Below are 12,207 nucleotides of genomic sequence, written 5' to 3'. Positions count from 1 at the left end.
AACCGGATCGTCCTCGATCACCGCGGTCAGCGGCTGCCGTCGAGGATCACCCGGGCGACCAGTGCCGGGTCGTCGTTCATCGGGACGTGGCCGCAGCCGGGGAGCCGGATCAGGCGGGCCTTGGGGATGATCCGCTTGGCGCGGATGCCCTGGCGGCGCACGAGCAGCAGATCCCGGCTGCCCCACGCGACGGTGACCGGGATACCGGGGATGTCGTCCGTGAAGAGGATGTCGCGGCCCGCTTCGAGGGTCTCGGTGAAGCGTCGGGCGTTCGCCAGGGCGAGGGTCTCGGCGACGACGGCCTCGGGGGAACGGCGGCCGGGACGGGCGTAGATGCTGCTGGTGAGGACGGCCCGCCCCGCCGCCGACCGCGACAGCCGCTCGACCAGGGGCAGCGGCATACTCCGCGCGGCCCGCCGCATCGCGAGCAGCACCCCGAACGCGTACCGCCGCTCCGTCGGCGACCAGAACCCCGCGGGGGAGAGCGTGGTGACGGACCGTACGCGCTTCTCGCGCCCGAGTTCGAGAGCGAGCAGACCGCCCAGCGAGTTGCCCGCGACATGCGGCCGGTCCAGGTCCAGCGCCTCGCACAGGGCGCCGAAGACGGCGGTCATCGTCGGCAGGTCGTGCACGAAGTCGTCCGGCAGCGCCGGGGACGCGCCGAATCCGGGAAGATCGACGGCGATCACCTCGCGCTCGGTGGCCAGAATGTCGATCACCGGGTCCCAGGCCTGCCGGTGGTGCCCGATGCCGTGCAGCAGCAGAAGGGGTTCGCCGGCGCCCACGCGCTCGTAGGACAGGGTCACGGTCCTGGTGGCGCTCGGCGGGCCGTACGGAGAGGGGACCTCGAAGGCGACGGTGGCGGACATGGGGCTGCTCCTCTTCGTACGCGTCTGCGTGGTTGCGTGGCTGTCCGCGTACCTGCCCACGGGGACCGCATAGACAGCTTGTCAGCAAATGCTACCGGCGGGTAGCCCCCAATGGGGGTCGGCCGACAACTCGCTGGACATCACCCGCGGTGCCGGGTTGGGATGGAGCGGTGACCGCCGACACCGTGACCGACGTCTTCGAAGAGCACCGGCCCGTCCTCATGGGCGTCGCCTACCGGATGCTCGGCCGGGTGGCCGACGCCGAGGACGTCGTCCAGGACGCGTGGCTGCGCTGGTCCGGCGCCGACCGGACCGACGTACGCGAACCGCGCGGCTATCTCGTGCGCGTCACGACCCGGCTCGCCATCGACCGGCTGCGCCAGGTGAAGTCGCGCGGCGAGACGTACGTCGGCCCGTGGCTGCCGGAGCCGTACGTCACCGAACTCACCGGCGCCGCGGGGACCGCCCCGGACGCCGCCGAGCGGGCCGTGCTCGCCGACACCGTGTCCCTCGCGGTCATGGTCGTCATGGAGTCCCTCTCGCCGCTGGAACGCGCGGTGTTCGTCCTCCGTGAGGCGTTCGGATACCCGTTCGCGGAGATCGCCGGCATGCTCGACCGCTCCGAACCGGCGGTGCGTCAGCTCGCCGGACGCGCCCGCCGCCACGTCGACGAACGGCGCCCCCGCTACGAGGTCGACCCGGCCCAGCGCCGCGACCTGACCGAACGGTTCCTGGTCGCCGCCGAACAGGGCGACCTCGCGGGCCTCATGGAACTGCTCGCCCCGGACGTCTGCCTCGTCGCCGACAGTGGCGGCCTGGCACGGGCGCCGCGCCGGATCCTGGAGTCGGCCGACCACGTGGGCCGCTTCGTCGTCGGCACCGCCGGCAAGGGCCTCGTGGACGCGTCCTTCCGCTTCCTGGAGGTCAACGGCGGCTTCGCCGTACTGATCCTGGACGGCGGCAAGCCCGACGCCGTGTTCCAGATGGATGTGGCGGACGGCCGTATCCAGTGCGTGTACATCATCCGCAACCCGGACAAGGTGCGCTCCCTGGCGCTTCCCCAGGACGGCTGATTGGTCTTGACCAAGCATCGGGGCCGTCCTATGGTCGCAGGAAAGTGCAACAACCTTTAATAAACAAGGGCGCCAAAACGCCGATGGACCACGGCGATTGCGGAGGACACGGTGGGGACCACGCAGTTGGAGACGGTGCCGGAGCCGAAGTACTGGCATCTGAAGACAGTCCTCAGTGAGGCACTGGACTCGGAGTTCACGGTGGGCGAGATCCTGCCGAACGAGCGCGACCTCGCGGCCCGTTTCGGCGTCGCCCGGGCCACGCTCCGCCAGGCACTGGAACAACTCGAGCTCGAAGGCCGGCTCCAGCGCCGCCGCGGTGTCGGCACGACCGTCGCCCCGCCGCGTATGGGCGTCGCCGTCGGCACGGCCCAGCACGCGTGGCCGGGCGCGGCGGGTGACGCCTGGCAGCCCGTGGACAGCGGACTGACCGTACCGTCCGTGGGGGTGGCCGCCGCCCTGGAGACGGGCCCGGACGAGTCGGTCCACACCGTGCGCCGCTCCCGCGTCTCGCACAACCAGCCGGTCGCCGCCGAACTGCTCTACGTTCCGGCCACGTCGGTGCCCGAACTGTCGGCGATAGACGCCCCGTCCGGCGCGGCACGGGCGCGTGCGGTGCTGCGCGAACTCCAGCGACTGGAGCTGGAGGGCCAGGACCGTTCCGTGGAGCTGGGTTCGGCCCGCGCGGACGACGCCAAGGAACTGGACCGCCTCCCCGGAGCCCCCGTCCTCGTCGTCACGACCCGCTTCTTCGCCCGGGGCCGCACGGCCGCACTCTCCGTGGCGACCTACAGGGCTGACACGTGCCGCTTGACTTTCGGTGACACCGGGGGAGTGGAGATCCACCACGGCCCGGAACGCCGCGCGTCCTGACGTCCCAAAGGGGCGCGGGGAACTGCGCGACCAGCCACAACGGACCCGCAGCTCTTGAAACCGCGCCCCCGCGGAGCGCTCAGCGTCGCGCCGTCACCGTCCCCTCCACCGCGAACAACTGTTCCTCGACATGGTCGAGAGCGAGCCGTAGCGCGCCCGTCGCCACGGCCGCCTCACCGAGGAGCGAGAGGGCCACGCCGGGCGGGCGCAGACAGTAGCGCGCCAGCTCGTCGCGCAACGGCTCCAGTACGCCGTCCAGCCCCGCGGCCCAGCCGCCGACGACGACCAGCTCGGGGTCGAGGGCCAGTACGAGCGCGGCCACGTCGTGGACCAGCCGCTGGATGAAGCGGTCGACGGCGGCACGCGCCTGTTCGTCACCCTCGCGGGCGCGGCCGAACACCCCGGCGACCGCCACCTCGTCGAGCGGGTGCAGCGGTTCGCCCGTGGTCGACAAGAGCGCCTCCGGGGTGGCCTCCCGGCCCAGCAGATGCAGCGCGCCGATCTCCCCGGCCGCCCCGCCGTACCCCCGGTGCAGCCGCCCGCCGATCAGCGAACCGGCGCCCGGACTCAGCCCGGCCAGGACGAACACCACGTCGTCGGAGTCGATCGCCGCGCCCTTCCAGTGCTCGGCGACGGCAGCCGCGTTGGCGTCGTTCTCGACCAGCACAGGGCACTTGAAGGACCGCCCGAGCCGCTCACCGAGCGGCAGCCCCGTCCACTCGGGCAGCGCCGTGCACAGCCGTACGACCCCGTCGGCCTCCACGATCCCGGGTGTGGCCACGCCCACGGCCCGCAGCGAGTCGCGGGCCACCCCGGCCCGGCGCAGCAACTCGGCGACCGACGACCGCAGCCGCTCCAGCCGCTCGTCGGCGGGCGCCGCCTCGTCGACGTCCTTGGAGATCGACCCCAGAAGGTGCCCGTCGAGGTCGGACAGCAGCGCGGCGACCCGATGCGAGCCGATCTCCAGCCCCAGCAGATGCCCGGCCTCGGCCCGGAACCGGAACCGCCGCGCGGGCCGCCCCTGCCGCCGGGCGACACTCTCGTCGGCGGCCTTCTCGACGACGAGCCCGTTCTCGATGAGCCCCTCGACGACGCCCTCGACGGTCGGCCGGGACAGGCCCGTCACCCGGGTGATCTCGGTCAGTGTCGCGCAGTCCGTGGCACGCAGCGCGTGCAGCACCACCGCGGAGTTGATCCTTCGCAGCAGCGAGGGATCCCCACCGGTCAGCTGCCCCAACGTACGTCCTCCCAGCTCGTGCGCGTGTGGGGCGGATCGTACTCGGCGCGGAGCGCCCGGGCGAGAGCCGGACACCTCCGACCTGTCCGACGGGCCGGGATCATCCGGGCGCCACGAACCCGGACTCGGGCTCCCGGACAGTGACTCCCCGTCGACCAGCAGCCGCACCGCACGCACGATCTGGTCTGGCGGGCCCGCTTGGGCAGAAGCACGTCCGCACCGCCTCGCAGCAGCGTGCGCATGGCCTCGATGCCGCGTCCGTCAAGGGCATCGGCACATACCCGAACTGGTACCTGCTTGTAGTACGTGGCCTGATTGATCGTTGCCAGGCTTCCGTCCGGGGCTGAGACTGCTGAAGCAGCGGTGAAGGGCAGGACGGGGCGCACGGTGAAACGCATTCACTTCACGGCGGAGGACTTGGCGCGGATCCGGGTGGCCACGACGATCGGCGTGGCGGCTGAAACCCTCGACAGCGTGAAGCTGCTGAGAGACCGTGACCTCGGTCTCCCCTTCCGCCCCTGGCAGGCGTCGGTACGTGGACGGCTGGGCGAACAGGCCGGCCCACTCAGCGCGCTGCTGCCCCCACGAGGGCCGCTGCTCGACATGGCGAGCCTGACAGGGGATACGGCCTCCATCGACGAAGCGGTGGACAATCTCCTGGCAGCCTCACGTCGCCTGGTACGCCTCGAACTGGAGAACATCGAGTTTCGTCCCGCGCATCGCTCCTGGGCTCGCAACCTGGTCGACGGAGACCGGGAGACCCGGCTGCAGGTGGCCGCAGCTCTGCGAGCCGGCCATCGCGCGACCGTCGCTCCCTACTGGAACAGAGTGCGCTCCCATCTCAGCGAGGCCCGGGCGGCGTACCTGGCCACGATGGCCGAGGGGGGAGTCGAGAAACTCCTCACCACACTGTGCAGCCCGTTGGTCCGCTGGCGGCCGCCCGTGCTGGAAGTGGACCACGTGTGCGACGGGGACCTCCACCTGAACGGACGCGGTCTCGTCATCGCGCCGACGATGTTCTCCACCCAGCACGTCGAAGTGTTGCAGGCGCCCCTGGATCCGGCCCGGGCACCGGTCCTCGCCGTCCCCACCGTCAGCGGCACCATGCTCGACACAGCACTGTGGGGGGACGTCGACGAGCCCCCGGTCGAGCCGGTCGACGACCTGCTGGGACGTACCAGGGCCGCGGTGCTGAGGGCTGCCGCCGACGGGTGCAGCACGACGCAACTGGCGCGCACCCTGAACATCGCACCGGCGACCGTGAGCCACCACACCAGGGTGCTGCGCGACGCCCACCTGATCACCACCCGACGCGAGGGCAAAATGGTCATGCACACCATCACGGGACTTGGCCTCGCTGTGCTGGCGCAGAGGATTCCCCTCGTCTGACCCTCCAGCGTTCGATTGTCGCGCGGAACACTCAAGGCTCGCGGTGGAGCGCCCCGAAGCTCTCCAACTGTTGCAACAGGGCACGGGTCGCGTCGCGTTGGACGCCCGGCGAGACGGCTCCCAGCAGCACAGCGACCGCCACCGGGCCCGTCGTGGCCAGTGCCTGGGTCAACTGGTGTACGTCGCGTTGCTCGAGCGGCGTACGCGTGTGGTGACCGTTCGCCGCGCAGAGAGTGCCGCCGTCGCTGTCCGAGCCCCAGACGATGTGAGCAAGGCGGTCGGCGCGAAGGCGATCGGTGCCCGCGAGAGGACGTGGTGGTACGGCCGCGGGCACGGGTTCGAACCCCCCGGCTGTCCAGCGGCGCAGAGAGACGGCGGTGACGCGGCGGGCTATCCGGTCCGGCTGGGCGAAGGCATGCAGACTTCCCACCGGGGCGGTGAGTCCTTCGGGGAGCGTGGGCGAGAGGAGGCCGTCGACGCCGGGACCTGACGCCGTGAGCGGTACGTCGTGGACCGGGAGCAGGTTGTCCAGGCTGCTGCGGCCGGTGAGGCGGTTCGGGTCGAGGTCGGCGAGCAGAGCCTCCAGCTCGTAGCCGACATGGTGCTCCTCCCGGGGTACGCCGACGTTGACACTCGTGGCGGGAGCAGCCGTGGCGCTCTCGCCGACGTGGTAGTAGTCGGCCGGCCAGTACAGCAGGTCGCCGGGGCCGACATCGGCGGTGAACGACTCCCCGCTGTGGTCGGCGTAGTCGACCTTGGTGGAGACGGGCTCGTTCCACGGCTTCCGCGGCCAGAACCGCATGCGTTTGCGGCCACGGAGACCGAACATGAAGGTGGCGAAACGGTCCTTGTGCACGCCGACAGGGCTGTGCTCGTAGGTGCCGTGGAACAAGGTGGTGATGGCGCCCGTCAGAGGCAGGCCGACGACGTCCCACAAGCCGGCGAAGAAGGCTCGTTCACGAGACCACAAAGCGGCATCGAAGGTGTGGAAGCTGTTGACCACGAGTGCGTGCCGACGTCCGTCGAGGCGAGCGGCGAGGCGGGCGTCGTACGCGTCGAAGGAGCCGTCCTCGCGGGTGGGCAGCAGATCGTCCGAGATGTCCCGCTGGACCCGCTCGACCATGAACTGCATATGGGACGGCATGCGCCCGTCCAGGCGTGCGGACCGGCTGCCGTCGACAGCGGCACGAAACACCTCCCCTGCAGCGAACGGGGCGGGGGACAGGGACAGGGAACGGAACAGCACGGGAGACCGGTCCCAGTACCGTTCCACGAAGGTGCCCCAGGAGAACTCCGTCTCCACCGCCACAGACCCGCTCACGCCGTGTCCTCCTGTCCGACCACGTCCACGCCGCGCAGCGTGTACAACTTCTCCAGCAGCGCCAGGACCGATGCGTCACGGTCCGGTCCGGCCACGGCGCACAACTGCCGGACGGTGGGGATGTCGCCCTGGCGCAACCGGTTCAGGACGCGCTCGCCCAGACTGCCGCGCAGGTGGAAGGCGTGACCGTCGATCGCCCACAGCCATGTCCTGCTGTTGTCGAGGGGCATGCGGACCACGGCGGAGGCCGGCCGCAGGCGGTCGCCCGGCGAGAGACGGGCGGGGGGCCGCGGGCGAGGGGCCGGTTCCAGCGCGGCGGCGCTGACCCTTCGCGCCCATACGGCACTGAGAGCGTGGTCGAGGTGTGGCGTCGCGGTCGTTTCGCGCAACAACTCCGCTGTCCGCCGCAGTTCGGGCACATCTGGTGGCGTCGGCACGTCGCCGGGAGGGAACGGCAGGTACGGGACGCGGTCGTGGTCGCGCTGCTTGTGCATCATCTCGGCCACGACATCCTTGACCCCCGCGTTCAGCAGCCGGGGCTCACGGGGAACCAGCAGGCGCATCGCCAAGGTCCGCGGCCCGAAACGCACGCGGTGTGGTCGGCCTGCCGGCCAGTGCAGCAGGTCGCCGGCCCCGGCGCTGAGAGTGGGCCCCGCCTGTGCACCCCGAGGGGTGGCGGTCACGGTGCCGTGCAGTACCCAGGTCAGCGTGGAGTGCCGCGGTTCGTGTGCGGGGCCGTCGCCCTCCGTGATCCGCTCGCCGAGGACGAGTTCTGTGATGACCGGCAGGACGGGGTAGCCTGCCCGATCCCACAAGGGTGTGACCAGAGCGCGCACTTGTGCCCACAGGATGTGGTCGAGCACGAGCGGTTGCTCCACCACGAGGAGCCGACCTTGCCCGTCCATCTGATGGTCGAGCCGCTCGCCGTACCGCTGCGCGGTGGTGTCCCGCGGGCCGGGCAGCAGGTCTCCCGGTGCCCGGATCCGGCCGCCGTCGACGAGGAAGCGGACGTCCGGCAGGGCCTGGAACCGGGTCCCGGCGCGGAACGGCCGTGCGGCCTCGACCATCGTCGTGTAGGCGCGGTCAGCGTCTACGGTGCTTTGGCCACCCGGCGCAGGTACCACTCCCGGCTTCCGCTCCCAGTGGCGAGCGGTGAAAAGATCCCACCGGGACTCGCTCATCCGCTCTGCGGCTGGTATCTGCTGCGCAAGCGGCTGGCGTACCGGGCGAGCGGTTCCATCCTCAGACTGCGCCGGAGTGCGTCCACCCGGTCGGGTTGTTCGATGGGGCACGGCTCCAGTTTTCCTTCCTGCAAGCGGAACTTGGTCCCGTACAACTGCGGCCGGCCTTCCCGGATACGCAGCGCGTCGGTCACGTAGGCCACCTGCCGCCAGGGCAGATCACCGTTGCGGGCGGCCTCCTCGATGAGCCGGAGGCACTCGTGCTGGAAGTCCGGCGGTCCCGTGGCGTGCTGGACGAGCCGGCAGGCCGCGGCCGCCGCGGCCGGGCCCACAAGCGCCCGCCCGGGCCAGCCGTGCCGTTTCACGACGTCTGCCAGCCAGCGGGCGGCCACACCGGTCAGGACCTGCAGCCTGTCCCCGGTCTCCTGGTCGCCGAAGCCGGAGGCGGTCCAACGGGCGCGCAGTGCCGCGTCCACCCGGTCCATCGCCAGAAGACGGCGCCGCACGTCGAGCGCGAGAGCTGGGCGGGCGAGCGGCTCGGTGCGGACCCTGACATTGTCCCGGTCCCAGGTGTAGATGACCCGGCGCCGGGCCTCGGGCAGGTCGAATCCGACCTCGCCGGTGTGCCGGTCGGAGAGCCGGACACGTACCCCGTCCGTGTGGAGGGCGCACGGCTCCACGCGGTCGTACACGTAATGGGCCGCATCACGCAGTGCCACACCGAGCCCGGCCAGGTCGCGGCCCCGCTCGTCACGTACGGCTGTCGACGGTGGGCACTGCGCGAGTGATGGCACCGATACGGGAGTGTGCGGTGGGCCGACGCGCAGCAGTGGGCCGCCGCGGACCGGGCGGAGGAAGTAGGGGACGTCCATGGCGTCGAGTTGAACGGCCTCGTCCGGGCCGAACACGGAGTCGTGTACGGCATCGGGTCGTGCGGCGATGCCCGGTTCCGTCCCGGTGAGCCGGTCGGCGAGCACGTCGGTGTACGCCGCTGTCGGTTTGAGCAGCACGCGGACGTGACTGTCCTGTCCGGAGCGTGCCAGGAAGCCACGGATCGCGTCATGGTGGCGGCACATGAGGGTCCAGGCGTCGAACATGCCTTGGAGGAAGACGGCGAGGTAAGGCCCGTATCCGGTGCGGCCCTGAGTGTCGGCGACCACCGTGCGGGTCTGCGGGCGGGCACAGGGACGCCTCCGCCTGACCAGTCGCAGGCCACCGCCGGTGGTCTCGGTGAAGTGAGCGACGGGACCGTCCACGGTGCACCAGCGAGCCTGGTCCTCGAGCCCTGGGTGATGGTGGTCCCCGGCTTCGGCATCGGCGATCAGCCCGGTGTCGTAGAGGCGTCGCAGCGGTGCGAGGAAGATTTCCAGGTCGACGGGGTAGTACTGGGGGTCCTGCTGTCCGGGCCGTGTTCCGGACAGCACATTGCCTTCGCCCAGGTCAACGATGCCGAAGCGGAAGGCCGCAGCGGCGAGAGAGCCCGCTCGATGCCAGAAGCATTCCGCCCGGCGGCGGTCGAGCCTGGTCCCAGTGAGTCGCCTTCCGGGCGCCGACCGGATCACCCCCCACTGCGAAGGCGGCTCGATCCACTCCTGCCAGGTGTACTCCAGCCGATCGGGGCCGGTGCCCGCCGTGCAGCGCACGACGGGGAGGACGACCGGTCCCGTCACGGGCGGCAGGGAATTGAGGAACGCGAAGACGGAGCGCTCGGGGGCGAGGAAGAGCAGTTCGCCGCCTGGCGGGCGGGGCTTGTAAGCGACAGTGCCGCCGCCGCGCATGCTCACGCGCAGGACCCTGCGGCGCCCGTTGTGTGTCTCCCCGTTCTGGGCCTCGATGGCTGTCACGGGCGTTCGTAGCGAGGGCTGGTCGAACCAGGGGCCTGTGACATCCCGGGCGAGACGATGCAGGAACTGGTCGAGGAAAGTCGTCCAGCGGACATGCTGCTCGTCGGCCGGGTAGGGGACACCTGCGGCACAGGCGGTGAATGCCTCGGTCACAAGCGGACCGAAGAGGCCGCCGTCGGTGACGTCGAGCAGACCGGGGGCGAGCAGGTCGCCGTACCGCGTCGCGGCCCGGTGACACCAGGTGTCGAGGGCGTCGAGCAGCCTGGTGAGCGGGGCGAACCGAGGCGAGGCGAAGGCCGCCTCCAGGACGGCCGCATCGCTGTCCCCCGCCAGGAAGCGCTCATGCGCGAGCAGACCGTCGTCGGTGGGTCGCATCACCATGGGGAACAGCGGGCCGGCGATGCCCGCCCGTACGGCCTCCACCACCTTCTCGGCGGCGACGGAGCCATGCGGACGTGTGTGCTCCGAACCGGATGGCGGTGTGGTGTCCCACAGCACCTCGATCATGGTGGTGTGCCTCCCGTACGCGGTACCGCCCCGCATGTCGCGGAGCGGCACCGCGTGCTCTTCAGTGGGGTGTGGCGGCCGGGGCCAGGGTCAGACGCAGTACCAGCCGATACACGTGCCGGCCGCGGCGTCGGAGCGGTCCGGGATCTGCTGCTCCAGTTCGCCGATGACGAGGTCGAGGTCATCCTCGGCGGACGACCGGCTGTCGGGGCGAACCTGGGTGTCGTGGGCAGGTGCGTGAGTCACGGTGATTCCTCCTGGGTTGACGGGTTCCACATGGGTCGTGCATCGGGTGCACGTATGAGTTCGGCCGATTGAGCCGAGGGCGGAGAGAACGAGCTGGAAACCGCCCGGCAAATGGAATTCGGGCGCGGGGCGCTTCAGCTGGTTTCTCGATAAGGGTGACGTGTTCGTTTTGCGGCGGGCGGCGCTCTCACGCGAAGGCGGCGCTGACGATGTTTTCGCCGATCGTCGTGCAGCCCCCCGCGCTGCACGCTGTGCTGACGACGTAATAGCGGCCGGTGTTGCAACTGACGCCGATGTTCTTGCCGTCGGAGGCCCGGTAGGTTCGGGCTCTCTGGGTGTGTTCACCGACGGAACCGGTTTCCCGCCCGGCAGAGTCAGCAGGATTTCACCGCGGTCGCCGAGCAGGATCCTGTTCACGGACACCTGTGAGCCGCCTGTCACGGACAGAAAGGAGTCCACGCGCGGCTGACGGGCGTGCGCCCGTGCGCCGAAGTCGGTCCGGGCGGGGTCGTTCGCGGCGCTGGCTTCCCCCGGCGTGGTCGAGAGTGTGCGGATTCCCACCGCAACGGCCGTGAGCACACGGCATCCTGCCCCGTTTCGCATGGCCGTCACGTCACCCCCTCCATCTCGTGCCACAGCGGGTGGTCGATCCGCTGTTCACGACATGCTTCGCGTCAAGGCAGGTCCGCCGCCATCCTTTCGACGCTCGTCGAATTCACGCGTCGCCTTTCGGCTGCCCGCCCACCGTGTCTTTGGCGGGTGAGGGCGACTCGGTGACCTGGTCGAATTGACTGAAGGAGGCCGCTGCGGCGAGAGATTCCCTGACTGATCGTCGGCTCAAAAGTGCTGTTCCTCAGTGGGACGCGCGAAGTCCCACGACCTTCCGGTCGGTGCCGCTGCCAGAAGCGGCCGAAGGCGGACAGTGAGCCGGCCAGGCTCCCGTACCGCCCCGGCGGCCGAGCCTGAGCCTGTGGCGTCCTGGCCGTGTCACCGAGCCCAAGCCACGGCGGAACGGCGCCGACACCCCCGCGCTCTCGCACCCGAGGAGGAGGCAGGGTTCCTCGATGTGCTCCATTCCGCTGGCGAGGTCCGTGAACGCCGCCGTATGCAGGCCTAAATTGCCTGTGAAGCCGCCTCCCGCAGCCGCCCGAACTCCTCCGCCATGGTCGCCGCCGTCCAGTGCGCGTTCAGACCGCTCGGGTTGGGAAGAGCCCACACCCGCGTGTCCCCGATCAACCGCTCCTGCGGGCCCACCTGGGCCTTGCGGTCGTCGAAGGAGGCCCGGTACGCCGTCACGCCCACCACGGCCAGCCAGCGGGGCCGCAGCCGGGTCACCTTCGCGGCCAGCAGACGGCCGCCCTCGCGGTACTCCTCGGCGGACAGTTCGTCGGCCCGGGCGGTCGCCCGCGCCACGACGTTCGTGATGCCGAGGCCGTACGAGAGCAATTCGTCCTGTTCGGCGGGCTTCAGCAGCCTCGGGGTGAACCCGGAGAGGTGGAGGACCGGCCAGAAGCGGTTGCCGGGGCGGGCGAAGTGATGGCCTGTCGCCGCCGTCATCAGGCCCGGGTTGATGCCGCAGAACATGACGTCGAGGCCGTCCGCGACGACGTCGGGTACGAGACGGTCGCGGGCGGCCTCCAACTCGGCCTGGGTGAAGCGGGGCGTGC

Annotated in this window: 10 protein-coding genes; 3 read left to right on the top strand and 7 right to left on the bottom strand. The window is 70.7% G+C overall.

The window, feature by feature from the left end:
• Window positions 1-26 precede the first annotated feature (26 nt).
• Window positions 27-869: an alpha/beta fold hydrolase gene (locus PV734_RS16820; protein WP_319290105.1), complete on the bottom strand. Its 843-nt coding sequence runs from the start codon at window positions 867-869 to the stop codon at window positions 27-29.
• Between the two features lie 170 nt (window positions 870-1,039).
• On the opposite strand from PV734_RS16820, the gene sigJ reads away from it, so the two are divergent.
• Together sigJ and PV734_RS16810 are read left to right on the top strand one after the other, a co-directional pair.
• The gene (gene sigJ / locus PV734_RS16815; protein ID WP_319095662.1) at window positions 1,040-1,942 is read left to right on the top strand and encodes an RNA polymerase sigma factor SigJ; all 903 of its coding nucleotides are present in this window, start codon (window positions 1,040-1,042) and stop codon (window positions 1,940-1,942) included.
• Window positions 1,943-2,053: 111 nt separating this feature from the next.
• Window positions 2,054-2,815 (top strand): GntR family transcriptional regulator, encoded by a 762-nt coding sequence (locus PV734_RS16810; RefSeq protein WP_319095663.1) that lies wholly within the window; start codon window positions 2,054-2,056, stop codon window positions 2,813-2,815.
• Between the two features lie 79 nt (window positions 2,816-2,894).
• Here PV734_RS16810 and PV734_RS16805 read toward each other — a convergent pair whose 3' ends face one another.
• Entirely contained in the window at window positions 2,895-4,052 is a 1,158-nt protein-coding gene (locus tag PV734_RS16805) for an ROK family transcriptional regulator (protein WP_319095664.1), read from the bottom strand.
• 387 nt (window positions 4,053-4,439) lie between these two features.
• On the opposite strand from PV734_RS16805, the gene PV734_RS16800 reads away from it, so the two are divergent.
• On the top strand, window positions 4,440-5,441 hold the full coding sequence (locus PV734_RS16800) for a helix-turn-helix domain-containing protein (RefSeq protein WP_319290103.1): 1,002 nt from the start codon (window positions 4,440-4,442) through the stop codon (window positions 5,439-5,441).
• A gap of 31 nt (window positions 5,442-5,472) precedes the next feature.
• Here the strand turns inward: PV734_RS16800 and PV734_RS16795 are convergent, their stop codons facing one another.
• The 5 genes from PV734_RS16795 to mug all read right to left on the bottom strand — a co-directional run bounded on the left by PV734_RS16795 (window position 5,473) and on the right by mug (window position 12,181).
• Window positions 5,473-6,762, bottom strand: a complete 1,290-nt coding sequence (locus PV734_RS16795) for a JmjC domain-containing protein (protein ID WP_319290101.1) — start codon at window positions 6,760-6,762, stop codon at window positions 5,473-5,475.
• Window positions 6,759-7,829, bottom strand: coding sequence for a hypothetical protein (locus tag PV734_RS16790; RefSeq protein WP_319095667.1), 1,071 nt, complete (start codon window positions 7,827-7,829; stop codon window positions 6,759-6,761). Before PV734_RS16790 ends, PV734_RS16795 begins: the two co-directional genes overlap by 4 nt.
• A gap of 110 nt (window positions 7,830-7,939) precedes the next feature.
• Entirely contained in the window at window positions 7,940-10,345 is a 2,406-nt protein-coding gene (locus PV734_RS16785; RefSeq protein WP_319290099.1) for a DUF4135 domain-containing protein, read from the bottom strand.
• Window positions 10,346-10,384: 39 nt separating this feature from the next.
• The gene (locus PV734_RS16780) at window positions 10,385-10,540 is read right to left on the bottom strand and encodes a hypothetical protein (protein WP_319095669.1); all 156 of its coding nucleotides are present in this window, start codon (window positions 10,538-10,540) and stop codon (window positions 10,385-10,387) included.
• A gap of 1,113 nt (window positions 10,541-11,653) precedes the next feature.
• Window positions 11,654-12,181, bottom strand: coding sequence for a G/U mismatch-specific DNA glycosylase (gene mug, locus PV734_RS16775; RefSeq protein ID WP_319290097.1), 528 nt, complete (start codon window positions 12,179-12,181; stop codon window positions 11,654-11,656).
• Between the last annotated feature and the right edge of the window lie 26 nt (window positions 12,182-12,207).

Origin of the sequence: Streptomyces sp. AK08-02, from assembly GCF_033795085.1 — a bacterium.
Lineage (GTDB): Bacteria > Actinomycetota > Actinomycetes > Streptomycetales > Streptomycetaceae > Streptomyces > Streptomyces echiniscabiei.
The sequence above is the reverse complement of the archived record's forward strand: the minus strand, read 5'-3'. Positions and strand labels throughout refer to the sequence as shown.